The following is a 24,806-nucleotide window of genomic DNA, read 5'->3' on the forward strand; positions in this document are numbered from 1 at the left end:
AAGGATCGTCATGCCCGCGCCACGCGCCGGGCACGATCATTGACAGGGCCCGCCCGGCTCACCATACTCCAACGTATGGTTCAAGGCCGCACCGCGTGCGGCCATTCCCCGCCAGGCCTCGCCCTCCCGGAGCTCCCCATGAGTGTCGCGATCCCGTTCATCGTCTTCCTGCTCGTTGGCGCGTTCGCCGCCTACCACCGGCTGCGGCTGGCGGTCTGGGCGGCGCTCGCCTTCACCGCGCTGCTGGCCTGCTGGCTGCTCGGCGCGCACCCGGTGGCCACCGCGATCGCCGCCGCCATCGCCGCTCTGATCGCGGTGCCGCTGCTGATCCCGGCCATCCGCCGCCCGCTGATCACCCGGCCGCTGCTGGGCTTCTACCTGAAGATCCTGCCGCCGCTGTCGGAAACCGAGCGCACCGCGCTGGAGGCCGGTACCGTCGGCTTCGAGGGCGAGCTGTTCTCCGGCCGGCCCGACTGGCAGGTGCTGCTGGACCAGCCGAAGGCCGAGCTGACCGCCGAGGAACAGGCGTTCGTCGACGGCCCCACCGAGCAGCTGTGCCGGATGACCAACGACTGGGAAATCACCCACGTCGACGCCGACCTGCCGCCGGCCATGTGGGAGTTCATCAAGAAGAACCGCTTCTTCGGCATGATCGTGCCCAAGGAATACGGCGGGCTGGGCTTCTCCGCGCTCGCCAACCACAAGGTGATCCAGAAGCTGGCCTCGATCTCCAGCGTGGTCAGCTCCACCGTCGGCGTGCCCAACTCGCTCGGCCCGGGCGAACTGCTGATCCACTACGGCACCCAGGAACAGAAGGACCACTACCTGCCGCGCCTGGCCGACGGCCGCGAGGTCCCCTGCTTCGCCCTGACCGGGCCGTTCGCCGGCTCCGACGCCACCTCGATCCCGGACTACGGCATCGTCACCATGGGTGAGTGGAACGGCGCGCGGGTGGTCGGCGTGCGGCTGACCTTCGACAAGCGCTACATCACGCTGGCGCCGGTGGCCACGCTGATCGGGCTGGCGTTCCGCATGTACGACCCGGACGGCATCCTGGGCGAGAAGAAGGACATCGGCATCACCCTGGCGCTGGTGCCGCGCGAAACCCCCGGCGTGGAGATCGGCCGCCGCCACTTCCCGCTCAACAGCACGTTCCAGAACGGTCCGATCCGCGGCAAGGACGTCTTCATCCCGCTCAGCCAGCTGATCGGCGGCGAAGCGTATGCCGGCAAGGGCTGGCAGATGCTGGTGGAGTGCCTGTCGATCGGGCGTTCCATCACCCTGCCCTCCTCCGGCAGCGGCGGCGCCAAGATGGGCGCGATCGTCACCGGCGCCTACGCACGCATCCGCAAGCAGTTCGGTCTGTCGGTGGGCCGCTTCGAGGGCGTCGAGGAGGCACTGGCGCGGATCGGCGGCCGGGCGTTCGCGATCAGCGCGCTGGCCCAGGCCACCGCCGCGGCGGTGGCGCGGGGGGAAAACCCGGCGGTGCCGTCCACCATCGCCAAGTACCACTGCACCGAGATGGCGCGCGAGGTCTCGCGCGACGTGATGGACGTGCACGGCGGCAAGGGCATTATCCTCGGCCCGCGCAACTACGCCGGCCGCAACTGGCAGGCGGTGCCGATCATGATCACGGTCGAAGGCGCCAACATCATGACCCGCAGCCTGATGATCTTCGGCCAGGGCGCGATCCTCTGCCATCCGTGGGTGCTCAAGGAGATGAAGGCCGCGCAGCTCGAGGACGAGCGCGAGCGCCTGGTCGAGTTCGACCGCAACCTGTTCGGCCACATCGGCTTCGCCATCTCCAACGCGGTGCGCAGCCTGTGGTTCGGCCTGACCGGCGCACGCTTCGGCACGGCCCCCGGCGACGCCTATACCCGCCGGTACTACCGCAAGCTCAACCGCTACTCGGCGGCCCTGGCGCTGATGGCCGATACCTCGATGCTGCTGCTCGGCGGCAAGCTGAAGTTCAAGGAATCGCTGTCCGGGCGCCTGGGCGACGTGCTCAGCCAGCTCTACATCGCCAGCAGCATGCTCAAGCGCTACGAGGACCAGGGCCGGCCCGCCGGCGACCAGCCGCTGCTGGCCTGGGCCTTCCACGATTGCGTGCACAAGATCGAGATGGCGTTCTCCGGCGCGCTGCGCAACTTCCCGATCCGGCCGGTGGGCTGGCTGCTGTGGGGCCTGGTGTTCCCCTGGGGCCGGCGCGCGGTGGCGCCCAGCGATCGCCTCGGGCACCGGGTCGCCGCACTGCTGATGAACCCGAACGACGCCCGCGACCGTCTCGCCGAGGGCGTGTTCACCACGCCCTGCGCCAACAACCCCGCCGGCCGCATCAACAGCTATCTGGCCAAGGCGATCCAGGCCGAACCGGTGGAGCGCAAGTTCCTCAAGGCGCTGAAGAACAGCGACATCGAGTCGCTCGACTTCGCCACCCAGCTCGACGAGGGCGTGCGCGAGGGCTGGATCACCGCCGACGAACGGGGATTGCTCGAGGAGCTGCGCGAGCTCACCCTCGACACCATCAGCGTGGACGATTTCGATCCGCACGAGCTGGTGGCGGCGACCCACTACGAGCGCGGGCAGGGCAAGGCCTCGCGCGAGGCGGCCTGAGCGGATGCGCCGTGACCGGGGCCGGTTCCTGCAGCCTGGGATGCGAAGCGCGCCGCGGGCCCCGCGCGGCGGCCCGGCCCTGACCGGCTGGACCGCCGGGAAGCCGGAGTGAACACGCCTGCCGAGCGGCTCGTGCTGCTGGCCGGCCTGCATAGCGCAGGCTTCGCGCTCTTCCATGCCGCGTTCTGGAAACTGTTCGGCTGGAAGCATGAACTGCGCAAGCTCGCTCTTCCCACCCGGGCGATCACCCAGATCCTCAATCTCCGGTTGATCTACGTGTTCGCCGGTATCGCCGCGCTCTGCTTCCTGTTCCCGGCGGAAATCGCGGGAACTCCGCTCGGACGTGGGCTGCTGGCATTCATGGCGCTGTTCTGGGTGGGGCGCACGATCGAACAATTCGTGTTCCTGCGCGTGAACCATCCGATGGTGCACGCGCTGACCGCGCTGTTCGTGCTCGGCGCGGCGCTGTTCGCGCTGCCGCTGTTCGGCTGAGCGGCGCCGCCAGGGCAGCAGGCGCCGTCGACCCGCCGCCACGACGCATGCAGGCGTCTCCTGTCGGTCGACGGAATGGCCGCGAAGGCCGCGGGTGGCTCCGGCCGGGTCGGCAGCGACTCCGCGCATGTTCAACCGCGCCGGCCCTCGCGCGCATGGCGCGCTCCTACGAAACGCGTCGGCGCCGAGCCCGCCGGGGCGGCTACGGGGGGCCGCGCACCTCGCCGGGATGCTCCGGCAGCCGTCGCTGTTCGCGCACCACCCGCCATGCGCCATAGGCGAGCCCGGCGGCGACGCCCAGCCCCGCCAGGAACACCATGCTCGAACCGAAGCCGGCGAGGAGCTTGTGGACCCACACGAAGGTGATATCGCCACCGCGGTACACCGCGGTGTCGATCGCCGCCTTGGCCTTGTAGCGCGCCTCGCGTTCCATCCGCGTGTAGAGCGTCTCGCGGGCCGGCTTGGCGAGCGAGAACTCGCTGGCGCGGGTGACCACCTGCACCACCGCCACCAGCAGCGGCAGCGGCGAAGCGGCCAGCAGCGAGAACCCCGCCAGGATCGCGAACGCGGGCAGCAGCAGCAGCGGCGCCACGCCATAGCGGCGCAACAGCCAGCGGGTGAGCAGCACCTGCACCACGATGGTCAGCCCGTTGACCGCCCAGTCGATGGTCGAGTAGTAGCGCGTGGCGGCCTCGGCGCCCGGATAGTACTGGCGCACGATCGCGGCCTGCTCGTTGTAGATCAGCGTGCCCACGCCGACGCCGAAGAACATCAGCATCGACAGCGCGCGCAGCAGCGGATCCCGCCATGCCAGGCGCAGCCCGGCCCAGACCGAACCGCCCATCGCCCGCTCGCCGCTGGCCTCGCGATGGGTGCGCTCGCGCAGCACCGCCCAGGGCCGCAGCGCGACGATGCACAACAGGCACAGCCCCATGAACCCGGCAGACACCAGCAGCAGATTGGCCACCCCGAGCGGCTCGACCAGCAGCCGGGTCAGTCCCGGTCCCGCCAGCGCGCCGAGGGTGCCGCCGGCGCCGATGTAGCCGTACACCTGCTTGGCCTGGTCGTTGTCGAACACGTCCGCCATGAAGCTCCAGAACACGGTGACCGCGAACAGGTTGAATACCGCGATGAACACGAAGAACACCGCGCCGCGGCCGGAGGCCCCGCTGTCGAACGCCCACCAGAATCCGAGCAGGCAGGCGATGAACGCCAGGTACACCACCGGCAGGAACACGCGCCGCGGGAACCGCGCCACCAGGGCGCCGTACACCGGCTGCAGCGCCAGCATCGCCACGAAGGTGCAGGTGAAGAGCAGCTGCAGGGTGTAGTCGCCCAGCGCCACCCCGCGCGCATCCGCCAGTTCCAGCAGCCAGCGCGGGAACACCGTCGCCGGATCGCGCGATGCGCCCATGGCGTCGCGCACCGGGCGCAGGACGTAGTAACCGCACAGCAGCGAGAAGAAGTACAGCAGCGCCCACCACAGCGCCGGCGAGGCGGCGAGCGCGGCGCGGAAGCGCGCGATGCGCTGCGGCGGAACTTCGCGGTTCATGCGTGCGCTTCGGCGGCCGTTGGCGTCCGCGGCACGTTAGCCGATGCCCGCCGCCTGCGCCAGCAGGCCGAGCAGCGCGCAGATGGCCGGCGTCCGCGGCAGGCCGATGCCGAAGCGCAGCAGTGCCAGCATCGCCAAGGCGCCCAGCGCCAGCGCCGCGATGTCCAGCGAGGACAACACCGGCATCGGCAGGTCGAGGCCCCAGCCCTCCCAGCGCCCCACCTCGGCGAAGAGCACGTGGATCGCGAACCACAGCGACAGGTTCAGGATGACGCCGACCACCGCCGCGCTGGACACCGGCGCCCCTGCGCCGGCGCGGTCGCCGCCGGTGCCGGGCGGATCCGCACAGTTCAGCGCCGGCACGCGATGGCAGAGCATATGCTCTAGCTCTCCCGCTTAGCTTGCCGCGATGCCAGCCCGTTCCGCCGCGTCCGCGTTCGACTACATCATCATCGGCGCAGGCTCGGCTGGTTGCGTGCTCGCCAACCGGCTGAGCGAGGACCCGGCCGTTCGGGTCCTGCTGCTCGAGGCCGGGCCGCGCGACTGGCATCCCTTCATCCACATGCCGGCCGGGCTGGCGAAGCTGGTCAACCAGAAGGGCGTGAACTGGGACTACGACACCGTGCCGCAGCCGCAGCTCGGCGGGCGGCGGCTGTGGTGGCCGCGCGGTCGGGTGCTGGGCGGATCCAGCTCGATCAACGCGATGTGCTACATCCGCGGGGTGCCAACCGACTACGACGGCTGGGCCGAGCAGGGCGCCAGGGGATGGGACTGGAAGGCGGTATTGCCGTATTTCCTGCGCTCGGAGGGCAACGCCCGCGGCGCCGATGCACTGCACGGCGGCGACGGGCCGCTCGCGGTGTCCGACCTGCGCCACGTCAACCCGCTCTCGCAGGTCTTCGTCGAGGCCGCGCAGCAGGCGGGACTGCCGCGCAACCCGGACTTCAACGGACCCGTCCAGCTCGGGGCCGGCCTCTACCAGGTCACCCAGAAGGACGGCGCACGCTGTTCGGCGGCGGTCGCCTATCTGCGACCGGCGCGCGAACGTCCCAACCTGATCGTCGAGACCGGCGCGATGGCCAGCCGCATCACCTTCGAGCGCGGCCGCGCCAGCGGCGTGGTCTACTCGGCACGCGGCCGCGCTTTCCACCAGCCGGCGACGCGCGAGGTGCTGCTGTGCGGCGGCGCGGTGAACTCGCCGCAATTGCTGATGCTCTCGGGCATCGGCCCGGAGCGCGAACTGCGTGCGCACGGCATCGGCGTGGAACTGCACCTGCCGGGGGTCGGCGCGAACCTCCAGGACCATCTCGACATCTGCACGCTCTACCACGCCAGCAGCCGCATCAGCTACGACCGGCTCAGCGATGCGCGCATCGCCTGGGGCTATTACCTGCGCGGCCGTACCGGCCCCGGCACCAGCAACATCGCCGAGGCGGGCGGCTTCGCCCGCTCGCCACTGGCGCCGGACGAGCGCGCCGACATCCAGCTGCATTTCGTGCCGGCGATGCTCGACGACCACGGCCGCAACCGCCTGCCCGGCGACGGCTACACCCTGCACGCCTGCTTCCTGCGCCCGCGCAGCCGCGGCCGGGTGCGCCTGGCCGGCGCGCGCGCCAGCGACAAGCCGCTGATCGAGCCGGACTACCTGGGCGACGCCGAGGGCTTCGACCTGAAGATGATGGTGGAATGCGCGCGGCTGTCGCGCGAGATCATGCAGCAGCCCGCGTTCGCGCCGTATCGCGGTGCGCCGATCCATCCGGCTCGCGAGGATCTCGACGATGCGGGCCTGGCCGGCTTCATCCGCGCCAAGGCCGAAAGCGTCTACCACCCGGCCGGCAGCTGCCGCATGGGCGTGGACGAGAACGCCGTGGTCGACCCGGAGCTGCGCGTGCGCGGGGTCGAGGGACTGCGCGTGGTCGACGCCTCGGTGATGCCCACCCTGCCCGGCGGCAACACCAACGCCCCGGTGATCATGATCGCCGAGCGCGCCGCGGACCTGATCCGCGGGCAGGCCAGCCGCGCCTGACGCGACGCCGCCCGGGCATGGTCCGCGGCGCACCGCCCCGGAAAAGCAGGCGCCCGCACGGTGGCGGGCGGCGACTTGCGTTCGCGGGACCCTGGTCGGGGTGCTCGGGCCGGCGCGATCGGACTGGAGCGGGTGAAGGGAATCGAACCCTCGTCAGTAGCTTGGGAAGCTACAGCTCTACCATTGAGCTACACCCGCGCGGGAAGGGAAGTCTAGGACGGTCGGGCCGGGCTTGGCAATCCGCCGCACCGGGCCGAAGCCCGGTCGAGACACCGGCCTGGTGGGGACCCGTAGGAGCGTGCCATGCACGCGAAGGCCGGCGCTGCCGGTCGCGCCCGTGACCGCCGCCAACCCGGCGAACTCACCCGCGGCCCTCGCGGCCACGGGCCGCTCCCACGGGATTCGCCAAGCCGTCGATCTCGGCATGGCCGGCATGCACCGGCCTTCCGCGCCGCCGCCGGCGCGGAAGGGCCATGCGTCCCGACCCGTCAGAAACCCTTGCCGAAGGTGACGTGCACGGTGGAGTTGCTGCTGTCGGCGTGGGAGAGCGTGGTGCTCAGGCCGAAACCGGCATCCAGGCCCAGCAGCGTGGTGCGCGCGCCCAGCGCCACGGTGGCGTAGCTGTCGTCGTAGACCATGCCGGGCACCGCGTACCAGTCGCTGCCGGCGATCGACTGCGAGCGGGCGAAGACCTCGTCCGGCGCGTCCTCGAACTCGCGGTCCCAGGTCAGCCGCGCGTACGGGCGCAGATGGCCCTCGGCCACCGCCAGCTGCCAGCCCACGCTGCCGACCAGCGAGTCGAAGGTCTGGTCCGGATATGCCAGCGAGGTCGACAGCTCCGGATCGCTCTCGGCAAAGCCGTCGATGTCGATCTGCTGCGAGACCAGCCCCAGCACCGGCCCGTGGCGCAGGTTGCCGTGGCGGAATTCCCAGCCGCCGTTGAGCGCGACGGTGAGGTTCTCGCCGTCGGCCGAACCGCGATGGGTGCGCAACGCCGGGCCCAGCCAGACGTCGCGGTCGCTGTCGATGTCCAGCTGCGTCCAGCTCAGCTGGCCGTTGACCCAGCCGCCGCCGTCGCCGTACCAGCCGGCGAAGCCGCCCAGGGTGATGTCCGAATGCTCGAACTCGCCGCGGCGAAGGCCCCAGTCCTGGCGGGTGACGCCGTAGCCGCCGAACGCGCCGAATACCAGGTTGCCGCGGGTCCAGTCGACGCCGCCGGTCAGCGCCGGGGCTAGTCCGTCGTAGGCGTCGGCGTCGTGATAGCGCTGGTAGTCGCCGCGCAGGTCGACCCACCAGTTGGCGCCGTCGCCCTGCGGGCGGCCGTCCAGGTGCCAGGCCACCCGGTCGGCGCGGGCGCGCCCGACCACCGCCGCGGACTGCGGCAGCGCCGCGATCTGCACCGGTGCCTCCAACACAGAGAGCGCCAGGTCCGCCATCACCGCGTGGCCGGCGTCGGTAGGGTGCACGCCGTCGGCGAACAGGTAGGTCTTCGGCGCGTCGGGGTTGGTATAGGAGGACGGGTTGCAGGTCAGCGACTGCGAGACGATCTGCGGCTCGCAGGCGGTGCCGGTGACGTTGGCGAAGCCGTACAGGCCCGGCTCGGCGACGACCTCCTGCAGGAAGCTGAAGGTGTCCAGCGGGATCACCCGCAGCCCGGCGCCGGCGATGCCGCCGAACAGCGCGTCGTTGTAGGCGGTGGCCAGCGCCGTCAGCTGCGCCTGCGCCGCCGGGCCCTGGGCGCGCGCCGCCGGGGTGATGCCCACGTCCGGCAGGGTCGGCACCAGGATGTAGCGCGCCCCGGCCTGCTGCAGCGCGCCGACCAGGCCGATCTGGCCGGTCACCGCGGTTCCCAGGGTCTCCTCCACCGGCGCGCCCGCGGCGATCGCGAAGATGTCGTTGGCACCGGCCCAGATCGTGTACAGGGCATCGGGATCGGCGCTGCCGCCGGTCGACGCCAGGTAGCGGCCGACCTGCGAGGTCACCGAGGGCGTCGGCCCCAGGGCCCCGGTGCGGTCGCCGACCACCCAGGCGCCGCCGACCGCGTAGTTGTCGCCGTCCTGGCCATTGCCGTTGGCGGAGGCGTCGGTGCCGTAGTGATCGGCCACGAACTGCGCCCAGACCCAGCCGGGGTTGGTGGTGAACTGCCCGGCCACCGCCTGCGCCTCTGGCGGCAGCAACGGCCGGAAGAAGCCGGCATCGGTGAGGCTGTCGCCGAAGAAGATGGTGCGCGAGAAGCGTGAATCGTCGGCAGCGGCCGGCGCCGCGGCGGCGGCCAGCGCGACGGCCAGGGCGGCGGGAGCGAGTCGGGACAGGGGCATTGATTCCTCCAGAATCGTGCGGACGGGGGCCGCCCGCGCATGACATACGGCGGCGGATGGTGGCGCATCGTTCCATGATCGCGACGGGCGCTCAAGCCGCACCGCGTCATGGCCCCCTTCGCGGCATGCATCCGCGCGCCGCAGCGGCGACAATGGGCGCATGGACATCATCCTCAACGGCGACCCACTCGCCCTGCCGGGCCCCTGCACCATCGCCGAACTTCTGCAGGCCCAGGGGCTGGGTGGCCGGCGTGTGGCGGTCGAGGTCAATGGCGAGATCGTGCCGCGCGGTCGGCACGAAGCGCACCCGCTGCAGGCCGGCGACCGCGTCGAGATCGTGCACGCGCTCGGCGGCGGCTGACGCGGACAGGACCGGCAGCAGGTCCGGTCGCGGCTGCCCGCCGGAGGGTCGCGACGCCGACCCTTGACAATGGACGTGGACCGGATCGCCGACCAGCAGTCGCCGGCCGCCATCGGCGTCGCGTCCACACCGAGCCCCTGGCGTCCCCATCGCCGTCGCTCGCGCGCACGCCCTACCGGAGAAGCGTGCGAAGCGCCATAATCCGGGCATGACCGCTTTCACTCCCTCCGACGATCCGCTGGTCGTCGCCGGAAAGAGCTATCGTTCGCGGCTGCTCACCGGCACCGGCAAGTTCAGGGACCTGGACGAGACCGCACGGGCGACCGCGGCGGCGGGCGCCGAGATCGTCACCGTGGCGATCCGCCGCACCCCGTTCTTCAACAACGCGGTCGGCCAGAACTCCGGCGAACCCAGCCTGCTGGATGTGCTGCCGCCGGACCGCTACACGATCCTGCCCAACACCGCCGGCTGCTACACCGCCGAGGACGCGGTACGCACCTGCCGGCTGGCGCGCGAGCTGCTCGATGGCCACAACCTGACCAAGCTCGAGGTGCTGGGCGACGAGAAGACGCTGTTTCCCGACGTGGTGCAGACGCTGAAGGCCGCAGAACAGCTCGTCGCCGACGGGTTCGAGGTGATGGTCTACACCAGCGACGACCCGATCCTGGCGCGGCGCCTGGAGCAGATCGGCTGCGTGGCGGTGATGCCGCTGGCGGCGCCGATCGGCTCCGGCCTGGGGATCCAGAACCGCTACAACCTGCTCGAAATCGTCGAGAACGCCGGCGTACCGATCATCGTCGATGCCGGGGTGGGCACCGCTTCGGACGCCGCGATCGCCATGGAGCTTGGCTGCGACGGGGTGCTGATGAACACCGCGATCGCCGGGGCCAGGGATCCGGTGCGGATGGCGCGGGCGATGGCCCTGGCGGTCGAGGCCGGCCGCGAGGCCTTCCTCGCGGGCCGCATTCCCCGCAAGCGCTACGCCAGCGCCTCCAGCCCGGTCGACGGCCTGATCGGCTGATGCAGGCGACCGCCTCGCCGCCGTTCTTCGCGAGCGCGTCGCGACTTCCGTCGCTCCCCCACCCCGCGGCCCGGCGGGCGGCAGCGTGAGCGAGTCCGGGCGCGACAAGCCGTTCACGGTCGAACCGGGCCGGCGCCGGGTGCGCAGCTTCGTCCTGCGCCAGGGACGCTTCAGCGAAGCGCAGCAGCGCGCGTTCGCCCAGCTCTGGCCGCGCTTCGGCCTCGACTACCGCCCGGCCGCCGAGCGGGCCGGGCCGCGAGACTTCGACGCCGCCTTCGGCCGCTGCGCGCCGCGCGTGCTCGAAATCGGCTTCGGCAACGGCGAGGCGCTGCGCTATGCGGCGGCCCAGGACTCCGACCGCGACTACATCGGCATCGAGGTGCATGCCCCGGGCGTCGGCCGGCTGCTGAACGCCCTGGCCGCGGACGGCAGCGACCACGTGCGCATCTACCACCACGATGCCGTGGAGGTGCTCGAGGGTGAGATCGCCGAGGGTTCGCTCGACGAGATCCGCATCTACTTTCCCGACCCCTGGCACAAGAAGCGCCACAACAAGCGCCGCCTGATCCAGCCGGCGTTCGCCGAGCTGCTGGTGCGCAAGCTGGCCGTCGGCGGGCGCTTGCACCTCGCCACCGATTGGCAGGACTATGCCGAGCAGATGTGGGACGTGCTCGACGCCACCGACGGATTCCGGAACAGCGCCGGCCCGCGCGGCCACGTGCCGCGGCCGCCCTGGCGTCCGCAGACCCACTTCGAGAGCCGCGGCCAGCGCCTCGGCCACGGGGTCTGGGACCTGCTCTACGACCGGGTCGCGGATCGGTGATTCGTGATTGGTGATTCGAAACAGCGGAATCTGCTCGAAGCACCCGTCGGGCCGAAAGCGCTCCACGACAGGCGAAGGCTGGCCATCCGCCCGGATTTCCGGGCTTCGCGAAACGGATCCTGGCCTGCCGGATGACGATCCGGGGGCCACCAGCTGACGCTCGGACGCCTGCAGCCCGCTTTTCCCAATCACGAATCACCAATCACGAATCCCGGCCCCATGGACACCGCACTCACGCTCACCACGGACATGAAGGTCGTCCTGGCCCTGGTGAGCCTGACGATGCTGCTGTTCGTGTTCCAGCGCGTGCGTGCCGACCTGGTGGCGCTGGTGGTGCTGGTGGTGCTGGGCCTGACCGGCCAGGTGGCGTCGGAGGACGTGTTCAACGGCTTCTCCTCCAACGCGGTGATCAGCGTGATCGCCACGATGATCCTGGGCATGGGGCTGGACCGCACCGGCGCGCTCAACCGGCTGGCCGGATGGCTGCTGCGGCGCGCCCATGGCGTGGAGCAGCGCCTGTTCCTGCTCACCTCCGCCGTGGCCGGGCTCAACTCGTCGTTCATGCAGAACCCCTCGGTGATGGCGCTATACCTGCCGGTGGCCTCGCGGCTGGCCTCGCGTACCGGCATTCCGCTGTCGCGGCTGCTCCTGCCGATCGGCACCTCGATCGTGGTCGGCGGCACCCTCACCATGGTCGGCAGTTCGCCGCTGATCCTGCTCAACGACCTGCTGGTGGCGGCCAACGCCAACCTGCCCTCGGGCGTGGCCACGCTGGAGCCGCTGAACATGTTCGCGCCGCTGCCGATCGGCCTGGCGCTGCTGGCGATGGTGCTGGCGTACTTCCACTTCCTCGGCAACCGCCAGCTGCGCGACGGCGACGACAGCAACGTCACCCCGGCGCGCACCCAGAGCTACTTCGCCCGCGCCTACGGCATCGACGGCGACGTGTTCGAGCTCACCGTCACCGCCGACAGCCCGCTGGTGGGGATGACCTTCGGCGAGGCCGAGACCCTGCACAACGCCCCGGTGCTGCTGGCGCTGAAGGCCGACGGCGAGGCCAAGCTGGCGCCCGCCGCCGATTCGCGCATCTGGGTGGGCAGCGTGATCGGCGCGATGGGTACCCGCCGGCAGGTGGGCGACTTCGCGCAGAACCAGTTCCTGCGCCTGAGCACGCGGCTGCGCACCTTCGGCGATCTGTTCAATCCCGCCCGCGCAGGCATCTCCGAGGCGGTGGTGCCGCCGACCTCCAAGTTCATCGGCAAGACCGCCAACGAGCTGCAGCTGCGGCGCCAGCAGGGCATCCGCCTGCTGGCGATCAACCGCGGCAAGGACGAGGAGGTGATCCGCGAGCAGGTGCGCGACGAGGCGCTGCGCGCCGGAGACATGCTGGTGTTGCACAGCTTCTGGCAGGCGCTGGGAGAAACCGCCAGGCGCGACCTGGTGGTGGTCACCGACTATCCCAAGGGCGAACAGCGCCCGCACAAGTTCAAGATCGCGATGGCGATCTTCGCGGTGACCATCCTGATCGCCCTGTCCTCGCGCATTCCCACCTCGATCGCGCTGATGACCGGCGTGGTCGGGATGCTGGTGTTCGGGGTGCTGAAGATGGACGAGGCCTACGGCGCCATCAACTGGAAGACGGTGTTCCTGATGGCCTGCCTGATCCCGCTTGGCTGGGCGATGGACTCCAGTGGCGCCGCCGCCTGGGTCGCGGGGCACAGCATCGAGCAGCTGCCCAGGGGCTTGCCGGTGTGGGTGATCGAAATCGCCGTGGCGTTCCTGACCACCGCGTTCTCGCTGGTGATCAGCCACGTCGGCGCCACCATCGTGGTGGTGCCGCTGGCGATCAACCTGGCCCTGGCCGCCGGCGGCGACCCCACCGCCTTCGCCCTGATCGTGGCGCTCTCGGCCTCCAACAACTTCATGACCCAGTCCAACCCGGTCCTGTCGATGATCACCGGCCCGGCCGGCTACAAGCCCGCCGAGCTGTGGCGCGTCGGCCTGCCGCTGTCGCTGATCTACACCCTCGTGGTGGTGGCGATGGTCAACCTGCTGTTCTGAGTTCCGGTCCCGCGGTGCCGGTGCCGGCGCGCCCGATGCGATAATCGCCGCATCCGCGCCGCCGGTGGCGGCGCGCACGTCTCCCTGCTCCCGCACCCGAGGCACCGATGTCCGATCCCCGCCACAACCCCTCCCGCACCATCCGCGCCCCGCGCGGCACCGGCCTCAGCTGCCGGTCCTGGCTGACCGAGGCGCCGTTCCGGATGCTCCAGAACAACCTGGACCCGGACGTGGCCGAGCGCCCGGAGGACCTGGTGGTCTACGGCGGTATCGGCCGCGCCGCGCGCGACTGGGCCTGCTTCGACGCGATCCTGGAGACGCTGCGGACCCTGGGCGACGACGAGACCCTGCTGGTGCAGTCGGGCAAGCCGGTCGGCGTGTTCCCCACCCATCCCGATGCGCCGCGGGTCCTGATCGCCAATTCCAACCTGGTACCGGCCTGGGCCAACTGGGAGCACTTCCACGAGCTCGACCGCAAGGGCCTGATGATGTACGGGCAGATGACCGCCGGCAGCTGGATCTACATCGGCAGCCAGGGCATCGTCCAGGGCACCTACGAAACCTTCGTCGAGATGGGCCGCCAGCACCATGGCGGCGAACTGGCCGGCAAGTGGATCCTCACCGCAGGCCTGGGCGGCATGGGCGGCGCGCAGCCACTGGCCGCGAGCCTGGCCGGCGCCTGCAGCCTCACCGTCGAATGCCAGCAGAGCCGCATCGACTTCCGCATCAAGACCCGCTACGTGGACGAACAGGCCGCCGACCTCGACGAGGCTCTCGCCCTGGTCGACGAGTACACCAGGTCGGGCCGGGTCAGATCGATCGCGCTGCTCGGCAACGCCGCCGAGGTGCTGCCGGAGCTGGTCCGCCGCGGCGTGCGCCCCGACGCCGTCACCGACCAGACCAGCGCCCACGATCCGGTGCACGGCTACCTGCCGGCCGGCTGGACCGTGGAGCAGTGGCTCGCCGCGCAGCAGTCCGACCCGCAGCGGGTGCGCGACGAGGCCAAGCGCTCCATGCGCCTCCACGTCGAGGCGATGCTCGCGTTCCACCGGCAGGGCGTGCCGACCTTCGACTACGGCAACAACATCCGCCAGATGGCCCGGGACGAGGGTTGCGCCGACGCCTTCGATTTCCCGGGCTTCGTGCCGGCCTACGTGCGCCCGCTGTTCTGCCGCGGCATCGGCCCGTTCCGCTGGGTGGCGCTGTCGGGCGACCCGGAGGACATCTACAGGACCGATGCCAAGGTCAAGGAACTGATCCCCGACGACGCGCACCTGCACAACTGGCTCGACATGGCGCGCGAGCGCATCGCCTTCCAGGGCCTGCCGGCGCGCATCTGCTGGGTGGGTCTGGGCCAGCGCCACAGGCTGGGCCTGGCCTTCAACGAGATGGTCCGCAATGGCGAACTCAAGGCGCCGGTGGTGATCGGCCGCGACCATCTCGACAGCGGCAGCGTCGCCAGCCCGAACCGCGAGACCGAAGCCATGCAGGACGGCAGCGACGCGGTCAGCGACTGGCCGTTGCTCAACGCCATGCTCAACGTCGCCGGCGGCGCCACCTGGGTCTCGCTGCACCACGGCGGCGGCGTGGGCATGGGCTACAGCCAGCACTCGGGCATGGTGGTCGTCTGCGACGGCAGCGCCGAGGCCGACCGGCGCATCGCCAGGGTGTTGTGGAACGACCCGGGCAGTGGAGTGATGCGGCACGCGGATGCCGGTTACGGGATCGCGAAGGACTGCGCGCGGGAGCAGGGATTGAAACTGCCGATGGCGTAGCCGCTTCACTGCTGCGCGTTGCGGCGGATGCATGCCCGGAGAGGGGCAGGCAGCACGCGCCTTCCGGCACGGCATCCGATCCGCCCTGGACTCCGAAGAGGACCCCCATGCTCGCCACGCTCGCCGTCGCCCACTACCGCTCGCTGCACGAGCTCGTCGTGCCGATGGCGCGGCTGAACCTGGTCACCGGCGCCAACGGCAGCGGCAAGTCCAGCCTGTATCGCGCGCTGCGCCTGCTTGCCGAGACCGCCCAGGGCGGCGTGGTCCCGGCGCTCGCGCGCGAAGGCGGCCTGGGGTCCACGCTGTGGGCCGGGCCCGAAACGCTCAGCGGCCCCATGCGGCGGGGGGAGGCGCCGGTCGAGGGAAGCCTGCGCCGGAAACCGGTCTCGCTCAAGCTGGGTTTCGCCGGCGACGACTTCGGCTATGCCATCGACCTGGGACTGCCGACCCCCTCGCAGTCGCTGTTCTCGCGCGACCCGGAAGTGAAGCGCGAAGCGATCTGGAGCGGCCCGTTCCTGCGCCAGGGCAATCTGCTGGTCGACCGCCGCGGCCCACTGGCGCGGGTGCGGGACGGCAGGGGCTGGCGGGTCGCCGGCGAACACCTTGGCGCGTTCGAGAGCCTGTTCGCCCAGCTTTCCGATCCGCGCAACGCTCCGGAGGTGCTGCAGTTGCGCGAGACGATCCGCGGCTGGCGCTTCTACGACCACTTCCGCGCCGATGCCGACGCACCGGCGCGGCTGCCGCAACTGGGCACGCGCACCCCGGTGCTCAGCCACGACGGCCACGACCTCGCCGCGGCCTGGGCGACGATCCGCGAGATCGGCGATCCGGCGGCGCTGGATGCCGCCGTGGCCGACGCGTTCCCCGGCGCCCGCGTCGAAGTCCTCGTCGAGGGCGGACGCTTCTCGCTCCAGTTCGGCCAGCACGGCCTGCTGCGGCCGCTGTCGGCCGCGGAACTCTCCGACGGCACCCTGCGCTACCTGCTGTGGATCGCCGCCCTGCTCACCCCGCGGCCGCCGCCGCTGATGGTGCTCAACGAACCGGAGACCAGCCTGCACCCCGACCTGCTGGCGGCGCTGGCGCGCCTGATCGCCCAGGCGTCGCAGCGCACCCAGGTGTGGGTGGTGTCGCACGCCAGCCGGCTGATCGCCGCGCTGGAGCAGACGCCCGGCTGCAATTCGGTCCGGCTGGTCAAGCGCGACAGCCAGACCACGATCGAGGGCCAGGGCATCCTGGACGCTCCGGCCTGGCACTGGCCGGACCGGTAGGTCCGGGCTCCCTGGCGCAAGCGTCGCGATACCGGCCTACAATCGGGGCATGGACTACCAGCTGGTCATCAAGTTCTGGCGTCCCTCGCTGCCGGACGAGGCGTTTCTTGCCACCATCGAGCAGGAACTGAACCAGGCGCTCGGCGACACCGCCGAGCAGGAAGGGCACGACGTCGGCCCCAAGGAGATCAACCTCTTCATGCTCACGGCCGACCCCCGGCACTCGTTCCGTCGCGCGAAGGCCGTTCTGGAACGGCTCGGGGTGACGCATGGCGTTTCCGCCGCCTACCGCCTAGTGGGAGGCGCGGAATTCACCTCGTTGTGGCCGCTACGCGCCATGCGCAGGTTCAAGCTTCCCTAGCGCCGGCAGGCGCTGCCGGCGCAAGCGCCGCTCAGGTCGGCTGGCCCGGAAACGCCTTCAACGCGGGATCGATCAATGCCCACGGTGGCGCCGAGGCCGTCCAGATCACGCTTTCCGGCCGGATGCCGCCGGCATCGTCCAGCGTGCCGACGCGCACCACCATGTGCTCGGCGTTCTCCCGCGCCTCACTGAACAGCTGCGTTCCGCAGGTGCCGCAGAACGATCGGCGCATGTGGCTGCCGCTGTCGGCCACGCTGTCCCACGCGCTCGGCACCCCTTCCACCGTCAGCGCCGCGCGCGGCACCACGATGTTGACCGCCGCGTTGCCGGCGGCCCAGTACTGGCAATCCCGGCACCAGCACAGCCGCGTGGTCACCGGTTCGAGGCGGATCGTGTAACGCACCGTGCCGCACTTGCACCCGCCCGTCCTCGTCATCGCCGATCCTTCCTCCGGCCGCTCCGACGATCGACTCTACCGCCATTGCGGCTTCCGGCGCCAGCGCCGGGCGCCCGCGCCGGCCCACCCAGAATCACTCCAGCGCGAACGACCCGGTCCGCACCTCGCCCGCGCGCAGGTAGCGGGAGATGAGGATGCCGTTCGGGGAGGCGACGGACTCCACCAGGCGGAACGCGGCAGCCTCGCCCTCGTCCGGGAACAACCGCTTGCCCTCGCCGAGCAACACCGGAAACACCAGCAGGCGCAGTTCGTCGACCAGGTCGGTGGCGAGCAACCGATGAACCAGCTGGCTGCTGCCCTGGGTGAGGAGGTCCGGACCATCCTGGCGCTTCAGCTCGCGCACGGTCGCGACGACGTCTTCGCCCAGTCCCCGGCTGTTCTGCCAGGCGAGCGTGTCCGGGCGATGCGTGGCGACGTGCTTGACGACCCCGCTCAACAGTTCGGCCATGCCCGCATCCCCGGAGTCGGCGGGCACCCGCGGCCAGTGCGCGGCGAAGATATCGTAGGTCCGGCGGCCGAGCAGCAGCTCGAACGGGCGGGAGAACAGCTCGCCCATCGCCGCGCCGAACACCTCGTCGACATGGGGCACGAGCCAGCCGCCGTGGGCGAAGCCGCCGTCGGTGTCCTCTTCGGGCCCGCCCGGGGCCTGCATGACGCCGTCGAGGCTGGTGAAGGCGGCAACGATGAGTTTACGCATTGGTCTGCTCCAGGGTGTGGATTGGTGTCGATCCGGGCTCTTGCCAGGATCCGTGGTGTCGACGGCCCGGAGGGGCACGATTCGACATCGACCAGCGTGCCGGCTGGAGCGGCACAGGAACGAGTCGCCGGCCGGCGCACATCTTCGGGTGACTTCCGGCCTGGCACCGTGGCAGCGCGGCTGGTAGTTTCGCCGGCTTCGTGCCGTGCGGGCACGGTCCGCACGGCCCGTGGCGCCGATCGCGACACGCGGTGTCGATTCCGGGGCTCCCGGTCCGTCGCCTCGATGCCGCCACGGCGGCAGGTCCGCCCGGCCCTCCCCTCCCCAGCGAGTCGCCTCCATGAGCACCGAACCGACCCAGACCGCCGAAGCCGCAGCCCCGCCTCCGCCGAAGAGCTCGGTCTGGGCGGCGCTGCGCGACGCGGTGCGCGGCACCGGCGCCGATTACACCAAGATCCCGATGCGCAAGGCGGTGTTCCTGCTCGCGGTGCCGATGGTGCTGGAGCTCGTGCTCGAGTCGACGTTCGCGGTGGTCGACATCTACTTCGTCAGCAAGCTGGGCTCGTCGGCGGTGGCCACGGTCGGCCTGACCGAGAGCTACCTGTTCCTGCTCTACTCGATCGCAATGGGCCTGGCGATGGCGGTCACCGCCCTGGTCGCCCGGCGCATCGGCGAGCACAAGCCCGACGAGGCCGCGATCACCGCGGTGCAGGCGATCCTGCTCGCGATGCTGGTGTCGCTGCCCTTCGCGCTGGGCGGCATTCTCTACGCCCAGGACCTGCTGCGGCTGATGGGGGCAGACGCATGGACCCTGCAGCACGGCTATCGCTACATGCAGTGGATGCTCGGCGGCAATGCCGTGATCATGCTGCTGTTCGTGATCAATGCGATCTACCGAGGCGCCGGCGACGCCGCCATCGCCATGCGGGTGCTGTGGGTGGCGAACGGCCTGAACATCGTGCTGGATCCGATCCTGATCTTCGGCTTCGGCCCGATCCCGGCGATGGGCATAGAGGGCGCGGCCATCGCCACCAACATCGGCCGCGGCGCGGGGGTGCTGATGCAGCTGTGGATCCTGTTCCGCGGCGGCAAGCACATCCGGGTGACCGCGGCCCAGCTGGTGTGGCGCGGCGCGGTGCTGATGCACATCGTGCGCACCTCGCTGGGCGGGATCGGCCAGATGATCGTGGCGATGACCTCGTGGATCTTCCTGATGCGGATCCTGGCCAGCATCGGCAGCGAGGCGGTGGCCGGGGCGACGATCGCGATCCGGATCATGATGTTCACACTGATGCCGGCCTGGGGCATGTCGAACGCGGCGGCCACCCTGGTCGGGCAGAACCTCGGCGCCGGCCAGCCGGAGCGCGCCGAGGCCTCGGTGTGGCGGATCGGCTGGTACAACATGGTCTTCACCGTCGCGGTGTCGGTGGTGTTCTTCCTGTTCCACGACCAGCTGATCGCGCTTTTCAGCGACGACCCCACCGTGATCGAGATCGGCGGCAGCTGGCTGCGGATCCTGTCGTACTCGTACTTCGTCTACGGCTGGTGGATGGTGGCGGTGCAGGCGTTCAATGGCGCCGGCGACACGGTCACGCCCACCAAGATCAACCTGGTGTTCTTCTGGCTGATCCAGATCCCGCTGTCGTACTGGCTGGCGATCAGCCTCGACTGGCAGCATTCGGGCGTGTTCTGGGCGGTGTTCGTGTCCGAAACCACGGTGGGCCTGTTCACCCTGTGGCTGTTCTCGCGCGGAAAGTGGAAGACCATGCAGGTGTGAGGCGCGATGCCGGACGCGTGGAGGGCGCCTGCCGCTATCCGGCCGGCGCCCGGTCCATGACCACCTGCGTGGTGAAGGCGAGCACGTTCTCGTCGGGGGTCAACCACTCCCGGGTGAAATCGACGAAGGCGTTCATGTTCTCGACCTGCACGATCAGCACGAAATCGCTCGCCCCGGTGACGTAGTAGCACTGCGTGACCTGGCGGCAGCGCGCCATCCTCGCCCGGAACCGGTCGAGCGCCTCGGGCCCTTCGCGTTCCAGGTCGACGCCGACGATGCAGGTCGTATCCAACCCGAGCGCCGCAGGCGATACCAGCGCGACTTCGGCGCGGATCACGCCGTGCTCGCGCATGCGCTTGAGCCGGCGCTGCACCGCCGTCGCCGAGAGGCCGACGGCTTCGCCGATGGCATCGGCAGCCAGACGGGTATTCTGACGGTAGAGTTCTAGGATCCTGCGATCGAAGGCGTCCACGAGGTGTGTTGCCGCCTTGCGTGCGCCGGCCGGCGCCGCGGCACGGTGTGGCATGGCGGGTGGCGGGCAGAAGCGGGCATTCGCTGCAGGCATGGGCGGCCGTCCGTGCGGAACCGCCATGATCCTGGCACGCGCGGACCGGCGGCTCACGGGCCAGATGGCATACCCCGTGGTGCCGGACAAGGCTCCGTGCGGCTGCGCGAATCGCCGCGAAGCGGCGCCGGGGGCCGGCGCATCGCCGCAAGGCGACGCCACGCCGCCACTACCATGGCGCAGTCGCTGGCCGGATCCTCCGCCAGGCGTCGCCAGGAACACTGCATGAGCTGCCTATCCCTGCCCGCCGCGGCTTCCCTCGCGATCCGCGCCGCCCTCGGAGCCCTGCTGGCGCTGGCCGCGGCAGGCTCGGTGTCCCCACTGCATGCGCGCGGCTGCCGACGCGTCCCCGCCGGTGGCCGAGGAGGCGGCTCCATGTGGCGCTGGAATCGTGCGCTGCACGGCGGCCGGGTGCTGTCGGCCGAGAGCTATCGGCGGATGGTCACTCCCGAAGGGGCCGCCGCAGAGGCGGGGCATCGCTATGGCTTCGGGATCCGCGCATCGACCATCGAGGGTCGGAGGATGTACGCGCACAGCGGCGGCATCCTGGGCTTCGTTTCGATGCTGATCTACCTTCCCGAGGACGACATCACCGTCGCCGTGGTACGCAACGCCACCGGGCGCGGCTCGGACGGCGTGGACCCGATCGCGCATCGGCTGGCGGCGGTCGCGCTCGGCGCGCCGGATCGACCTTCGGCATCCCTTGCCGCCAACCCCGAACACCCGACCCAACCGACCCCGGAAAGACGATGAAAAACAGTCCATATCCAGCGATCCTTCGCCTGGGATTGACCATCGCGGCGGTGCTGTCGCCCCCGGCTCCGCTCTGGGCTGACGACGGAACCGCGGCGCGGGACCAGGCCCTGGCCCGCCGCATCAACGCGCTGGACGCGGAGTTCTTCGCGGCGTTCAACGCTTGCGACGTCGACCGGCACTTGGCGATGGTGGACGAGGACCTCGAGTTCTACCACGACAAGGGCGGCTTCACGAAAGGCCGCGGCGGCATGGAACGCATGGCCCGGGAACGCTGCACCAGCGGCCGCCCGAAACTTCGCCGCGAACTGGTGGAGGGCAGTCTGCAGGTGCACCCGGTGCCCGGCCATGGCGCGATCCAGGAAGGTTCGCACCGCTTCTATGTCACCGAGCAGGACGGCGGGGAGCGTCTGATCGAGATCGCGAGATTCGTGCACGTATGGGAGGACGGGAGTGCGGGCTGGAAGATCGTGCGCGCGCTCAGCTTCGATCACCGAAGCCCGTAGGCGGCGGCGAACCGGTGCTGCCCGGCCGAATCACCGCCCCGCCCCGGTGCGCCAGAGCAGTGTGGCGTACAACAGCAGCGAGACGAGCACATATCCCGACTCCACCCACGCGCGGCGCCGCGCGTCGTTCCGCGAGCCGGTGACGTCGAGCAGGAACTGCCGCAGCAGGAACGTGTAGAGGATGTAGTACAGGAACGGCACCACATGCACGTACCAGGCGTAGTCGTCGATGCGCCTGCCGAAGCGGGCGAGGATCCAGCCGATCTGGGCGTAGATCCCGAGCATGCCCAGGCCCGCGTTGATCAGCATCCACTTGACCTGGTCGAGCCCGAACAGCACCAGATAGAACGCCATGTAGACGGCGATGGCGATGCCGCCGTGGGCGTAGACGAACCCCAGGCCGGGCCCGTCGTGTGCGTAGGCTCCGAAAAAGCCGACCAGCCCGAACGCCAGCATGTGGAACATGAAGAACGGATAGACGAAACGTCCCAGTGCGCCCTTGCCGACTCCCGGACCGGATACCGCGGCCGTCTTGCGTCGGCGCCCGGGCCGAGCCGCTGCGCCGGCGATCCGGCCGGGCTTCATGCCACGCTCCGGCCATCGCGGCGCCCGACGCGCCGCGAAGGGCGCGGGCGGCGCGTCGGAGTGGTTGCGGCGAGGGACGCGCGAGGTGGCAAGCGACCGGACCCCGGTGGCGATCGGAATTCGATCGTCGCCGATCAAGATCGGATCGGCCACCCCGGCCGCGTCCGCCCCCAGCACGCGGAAGGCCCCGATCTCCGGGGCCTTCCGTGCGCCGATCGCGACGCGCAGTGGAGCGAGCCCCGGGCGCCGCTCAGTCGCCGAGCGCCTCCACGATCAGCCCGGTCGCGGTCTCCACCAGCAGGTAGCGGTCGGCGTCCGGACGGACCCAGCGATGGCCCCGCGGCGGACTGTCCAGCCGATAGGCGTGGTAGTCGTCGATGTAGTGCGCCGGTTCCAGGTGCTCGAGTGGAAACCGCTCGCCGCGTCTCCAGGCCTGCTTCTGCCAGCCGAGGTGGCGGCCGTTGTCGTGGCGGCCGTGCGCCTTCGGCGGGTTGTCGCCATGAGCCTGGGCATGGACTGGCGGACCACCGTGACCGCCGCGGTCGCGGCTCTTGTCCCTGTCGGCCAGCGCCGGCGACGACGCGAGCGCGAGTGCGGCGAGCGATGCGGCGAGGATGTGGTGGTTCATCGGCGGCTCCTTCGAGTTTCGGTGGATCGAGGGGGCCGAGCCTACGGCCGGTGCCGTGAATGGCCCGGAACGCGGGGCTGAACCCCGCGCAACGGTTCAGCCCCCAAGGCCCGCGCTGCAGCCCACCACCACCACCTCGCTTCTGGATGGGCCGGGGATGCATGACGACACGCGTCTCTTGGTGGGCGGTGCGTCGCCTTGCCCGCCACGCCGTAGATCGACGACCTGCGCGTGTCCCGGAGGGTGGAGCGTCGACCGAGCCGCCACGGTTCAGCTCGCGGCGCCCGGCGCCTTGTCGCGATTGAGCACCAGCGCGGTGACCACGCTGGCGACGCCCGACAGCACCGCGATGCGGTCGCGGGCGCGGTTGACGGCGCTGGCGTCCGGTCCGGCCAGCTCCACCAGCAGGTCGATCTCGCCCGCCAGCGAATAGCAGCGCTCGACCTCGGCGGCGGCGGTTATCGCCGCCACCACCGCCGGATCGGGAGTCCGCTGCAGCCGTACCAGCAGGATCGCGTGCAGCGCGCCCGCCGGCGGCGCGAGCTCGATCGTGTAGCGGCGGATGGTGCCGTCCGCCTCCATCCGCGCGATCCGGTCGCGCACGCTGCTGCGCGACAGCGACACCGCAGCGGCGAGGGTCTTCAGCGGCCGGCTGGCGTCCTCGCGCAGCAGGACGAGCAGGCGGCGGTCGATGTCATCCAAGTCGGCATCCGTCCTTTTGTCGGGGCGCTCCGGAAAAATGACGGCACCGGCGGCGATGGCGGAGTGTCAGCATGCCGCCTAGTTCACCCTCGCCCGACTCATGCACCGCCGCCGATTCTGCCATTTCGTCGCGGCCGCGGCCGCCACCACCACGCTTGTTTCCACCACAGGACCATCCCCCATGCGCATCCGACCGCAGCAACCCACCGGCAACGCCTACGCCCAGGCGTGCGAGATATCGGGCTTCTCGCGGCTGCTGTTCGTCAGCGGCCAGGTGCCGGCCGATGCGTCGGGCACGGTCCCCAGCGGCTACCCCGAGCAGTACCGTCTGGCCTGGGCCAACGTCGAGGCGCAGCTCGCCGCCGCGGGGATGGGCTTCGACAACCTGGTCAAGGCGACCATCTTCCTGGCGAGCCGCGACCTGATCGCGCAGAGTGCCGGGTTGCGCCAGCAGGTGCTGGGCGAGCGCTCGCCAGCGCTGACCATCGTGATCGCCGGCATCTACGACGCCACGTGGCTGCTGGAGATCGAAGCGGTGGCGGCAGCATGAGCGCGGTCCGGATCGCGACGGCCGCGATGGCGGCCGCGCTCCTCGCGGGTGCGTCGGGGGGCACCGACGGGGCCTGGCAACCTGCGCCACCGGTGCGCTGGACGCCGGCGCCGGTGTCGACGGCGGGATACGAGTCGTCGCCGTTTTTCTCCGAGGATGGCATGGAACTGTGGCATTTCCGCGCCGACCGCGAGTTCCGCAACTACCGGCTGCTGCGTTCGCGCTGCATCGCCGGGCGCTGGACGCCGCCGGACGCCCCGCCGTTCGCCGCCGCCGGCAGCGCCGAGGCGGACCCGTCGCTGTCGCCCGACGGGCGGCGGCTCTACTTCGTCTCGGCACGCCCGCCCGGTAGCGCCGACGATTTCGACATCTGGCTGGTCGAGCGGGATGCGGGCGGCGCATGGAGCGCGCCGCGGCGCTTGCCTGAGCCGGTGAACTCGCCGGCCTCCGAGCTGCTGCCGCGGGAGCTGGCCGACGGCCGCCTGCTGTTCGGGTCCAGCCGCCCGGGCGGCCATGGCCACGGCGACATCTACCTGGCCACGCCGCAGCCGGGCGGCGGTTGGCGGGTCGACAACGCCGGGCCGCCGGTGAGCACCCCGGCGAACGAATACGAAGCCGACATGTCGCGCGACGGCAGCGCGCTGGCGGTGGTGGCCGACCGCGGCGACCGCTCGCACCTGTATCTCTACGCGCGCCGTGGCGACGGCTGGGTGGAGTCCGGCCGGGTCCCGGCACGCGACGATGTCTTCCAGGTGGGCCCGCTGCTGTCGCCCACCGGAGACCGCCTGCTGTTCGCGCAGGCGGACGGCGCCGATTCCGGCGAATGGTTCCTGGCCGACCTCCGCCCCGATCCCGATCCGCGCTGGCCTCCGACCTGCGACCCGGGTCCGGGCCGGGCCAGCCGGTAGCGCCATC

Annotated in this window: 24 protein-coding genes and 1 tRNA gene; 15 read left to right on the plus strand and 10 right to left on the minus strand. The window is 70.8% G+C overall.

The genetic code is table 11. The annotated features are described in order from the left end of the window. Positions 1 to 138: 138 nt before the first annotated feature. Positions 139 to 2,613 carry an acyl-CoA dehydrogenase gene (locus QFW77_RS07455; RefSeq protein WP_280573827.1) on the plus strand — a complete coding sequence of 825 codons (2,475 nt, stop codon included), beginning with the start codon at positions 139 to 141 and terminating at the stop codon, positions 2,611 to 2,613. Between the two features lie 132 nt (positions 2,614 to 2,745). Then, the gene (locus QFW77_RS07460) at positions 2,746 to 3,105 is read left to right on the plus strand and encodes a hypothetical protein (protein ID WP_280573828.1); all 360 of its coding nucleotides are present in this window, start codon (positions 2,746 to 2,748) and stop codon (positions 3,103 to 3,105) included. A gap of 202 nt (positions 3,106 to 3,307) precedes the next feature. On the opposite strand, the gene QFW77_RS07465 is transcribed toward QFW77_RS07460, so the two are convergent. Then, positions 3,308 to 4,657 carry an NTP/NDP exchange transporter gene (locus QFW77_RS07465; RefSeq protein ID WP_280573829.1) on the minus strand — a complete coding sequence of 450 codons (1,350 nt, stop codon included), beginning with the start codon at positions 4,655 to 4,657 and terminating at the stop codon, positions 3,308 to 3,310. 36 nt (positions 4,658 to 4,693) lie between these two features. Continuing rightward, positions 4,694 to 5,035 carry a hypothetical protein gene (locus QFW77_RS07470; RefSeq protein WP_280573831.1) on the minus strand — a complete coding sequence of 114 codons (342 nt, stop codon included), beginning with the start codon at positions 5,033 to 5,035 and terminating at the stop codon, positions 4,694 to 4,696. A 31-nt stretch (positions 5,036 to 5,066) separates the two neighbouring features. Between QFW77_RS07470 and QFW77_RS07475 the strand changes: the two genes are divergently transcribed. After that, positions 5,067 to 6,683 carry a GMC family oxidoreductase gene (locus QFW77_RS07475; RefSeq protein ID WP_280573832.1) on the plus strand — a complete coding sequence of 539 codons (1,617 nt, stop codon included), beginning with the start codon at positions 5,067 to 5,069 and terminating at the stop codon, positions 6,681 to 6,683. A 124-nt stretch (positions 6,684 to 6,807) separates the two neighbouring features. Here the strand turns inward: QFW77_RS07475 and QFW77_RS07480 are convergent. Together QFW77_RS07480 and QFW77_RS07485 are read right to left on the minus strand one after the other, a co-directional pair. Beyond that, positions 6,808 to 6,881, minus strand: a tRNA-Gly gene (locus QFW77_RS07480). Between the two features lie 290 nt (positions 6,882 to 7,171). Continuing rightward, complete coding sequence (locus QFW77_RS07485) at positions 7,172 to 9,001, minus strand: autotransporter domain-containing protein (RefSeq protein WP_507185094.1); 1,830 nt, start codon at positions 8,999 to 9,001, stop codon at positions 7,172 to 7,174. Positions 9,002 to 9,161: 160 nt separating this feature from the next. On the opposite strand from QFW77_RS07485, the gene thiS reads away from it, so the two are divergent. From thiS to QFW77_RS07520, 7 genes are all read left to right on the plus strand, one after another. Next, positions 9,162 to 9,362 (plus strand): sulfur carrier protein ThiS, encoded by a 201-nt coding sequence (thiS, locus tag QFW77_RS07490; RefSeq protein WP_280573833.1) that lies wholly within the window; start codon positions 9,162 to 9,164, stop codon positions 9,360 to 9,362. Positions 9,363 to 9,570: 208 nt separating this feature from the next. Then, a complete protein-coding gene (locus QFW77_RS07495; protein WP_280573834.1) occupies positions 9,571 to 10,383 on the plus strand; it encodes a thiazole synthase in 813 nt (270 codons plus the stop codon). 85 nt (positions 10,384 to 10,468) lie between these two features. After that, the gene (gene trmB, locus QFW77_RS07500) at positions 10,469 to 11,206 is read left to right on the plus strand and encodes a tRNA (guanosine(46)-N7)-methyltransferase TrmB (RefSeq protein WP_280573835.1); all 738 of its coding nucleotides are present in this window, start codon (positions 10,469 to 10,471) and stop codon (positions 11,204 to 11,206) included. 219 nt (positions 11,207 to 11,425) lie between these two features. Beyond that, complete coding sequence (locus QFW77_RS07505) at positions 11,426 to 13,267, plus strand: SLC13 family permease (protein WP_280573836.1); 1,842 nt, start codon at positions 11,426 to 11,428, stop codon at positions 13,265 to 13,267. A gap of 107 nt (positions 13,268 to 13,374) precedes the next feature. Beyond that, on the plus strand, positions 13,375 to 15,042 hold the full coding sequence (gene hutU, locus QFW77_RS07510) for a urocanate hydratase (RefSeq protein WP_280573837.1): 1,668 nt from the start codon (positions 13,375 to 13,377) through the stop codon (positions 15,040 to 15,042). 107 nt (positions 15,043 to 15,149) lie between these two features. Further along, positions 15,150 to 16,310, plus strand: coding sequence for an AAA family ATPase (locus QFW77_RS07515; RefSeq protein ID WP_280573838.1), 1,161 nt, complete (start codon positions 15,150 to 15,152; stop codon positions 16,308 to 16,310). Between the two features lie 49 nt (positions 16,311 to 16,359). Continuing rightward, positions 16,360 to 16,671: a hypothetical protein gene (locus QFW77_RS07520; RefSeq protein WP_280573840.1), complete on the plus strand. Its 312-nt coding sequence runs from the start codon at positions 16,360 to 16,362 to the stop codon at positions 16,669 to 16,671. 31 nt (positions 16,672 to 16,702) lie between these two features. Here the strand turns inward: QFW77_RS07520 and QFW77_RS07525 are convergent, their stop codons facing one another. Beyond that, complete coding sequence (locus QFW77_RS07525; RefSeq protein WP_280573841.1) at positions 16,703 to 17,107, minus strand: GFA family protein; 405 nt, start codon at positions 17,105 to 17,107, stop codon at positions 16,703 to 16,705. 94 nt (positions 17,108 to 17,201) lie between these two features. Then, positions 17,202 to 17,825, minus strand: coding sequence for a dihydrofolate reductase family protein (locus QFW77_RS07530; RefSeq protein WP_280573842.1), 624 nt, complete (start codon positions 17,823 to 17,825; stop codon positions 17,202 to 17,204). Positions 17,826 to 18,165: 340 nt separating this feature from the next. Between QFW77_RS07530 and QFW77_RS07535 the strand changes: the two genes are divergently transcribed. Continuing rightward, complete coding sequence (locus QFW77_RS07535) at positions 18,166 to 19,602, plus strand: MATE family efflux transporter (protein WP_280573843.1); 1,437 nt, start codon at positions 18,166 to 18,168, stop codon at positions 19,600 to 19,602. A gap of 34 nt (positions 19,603 to 19,636) precedes the next feature. Here QFW77_RS07535 and QFW77_RS07540 read toward each other — a convergent pair whose 3' ends face one another. Next, on the minus strand, positions 19,637 to 20,167 hold the full coding sequence (locus QFW77_RS07540; RefSeq protein WP_280573844.1) for an Lrp/AsnC family transcriptional regulator: 531 nt from the start codon (positions 20,165 to 20,167) through the stop codon (positions 19,637 to 19,639). A gap of 375 nt (positions 20,168 to 20,542) precedes the next feature. Between QFW77_RS07540 and QFW77_RS07545 the strand changes: the two genes are divergently transcribed. Further along, positions 20,543 to 20,920, plus strand: a complete 378-nt coding sequence (locus tag QFW77_RS07545) for a serine hydrolase (RefSeq protein WP_280573845.1) — start codon at positions 20,543 to 20,545, stop codon at positions 20,918 to 20,920. Beyond that, positions 20,917 to 21,426 (plus strand): nuclear transport factor 2 family protein, encoded by a 510-nt coding sequence (locus tag QFW77_RS07550; RefSeq protein WP_280573846.1) that lies wholly within the window; start codon positions 20,917 to 20,919, stop codon positions 21,424 to 21,426. Before QFW77_RS07545 ends, QFW77_RS07550 begins: the two co-directional genes overlap by 4 nt. 30 nt (positions 21,427 to 21,456) lie before the next feature. Here QFW77_RS07550 and QFW77_RS07555 read toward each other — a convergent pair whose 3' ends face one another. The 3 genes from QFW77_RS07555 to QFW77_RS07565 all read right to left on the minus strand — a co-directional run bounded on the left by QFW77_RS07555 (position 21,457) and on the right by QFW77_RS07565 (position 23,341). After that, positions 21,457 to 22,011, minus strand: a complete 555-nt coding sequence (locus tag QFW77_RS07555) for a hypothetical protein (protein WP_280573847.1) — start codon at positions 22,009 to 22,011, stop codon at positions 21,457 to 21,459. A gap of 250 nt (positions 22,012 to 22,261) precedes the next feature. Further along, complete coding sequence (locus tag QFW77_RS07560) at positions 22,262 to 22,639, minus strand: RcnB family protein (protein ID WP_280573848.1); 378 nt, start codon at positions 22,637 to 22,639, stop codon at positions 22,262 to 22,264. Positions 22,640 to 22,909: 270 nt separating this feature from the next. Then, complete coding sequence (locus QFW77_RS07565) at positions 22,910 to 23,341, minus strand: Lrp/AsnC family transcriptional regulator (RefSeq protein ID WP_280573850.1); 432 nt, start codon at positions 23,339 to 23,341, stop codon at positions 22,910 to 22,912. A gap of 181 nt (positions 23,342 to 23,522) precedes the next feature. Here QFW77_RS07565 and QFW77_RS07570 point away from each other — a divergent pair, with 181 nt between their 5' ends. Together QFW77_RS07570 and QFW77_RS07575 are read left to right on the plus strand one after the other, a co-directional pair. Then, on the plus strand, positions 23,523 to 23,891 hold the full coding sequence (locus QFW77_RS07570) for a RidA family protein (protein WP_280573851.1): 369 nt from the start codon (positions 23,523 to 23,525) through the stop codon (positions 23,889 to 23,891). A 161-nt stretch (positions 23,892 to 24,052) separates the two neighbouring features. Then, positions 24,053 to 24,799 carry a TolB family protein gene (locus QFW77_RS07575; protein ID WP_280573852.1) on the plus strand — a complete coding sequence of 249 codons (747 nt, stop codon included), beginning with the start codon at positions 24,053 to 24,055 and terminating at the stop codon, positions 24,797 to 24,799. The last annotated feature ends 7 nt before the right edge of the window (positions 24,800 to 24,806 follow it).

It is taken from the genome of Luteimonas endophytica, from assembly GCF_029887875.1.
Classification (GTDB): domain Bacteria; phylum Pseudomonadota; class Gammaproteobacteria; order Xanthomonadales; family Xanthomonadaceae; genus Luteimonas; species Luteimonas endophytica.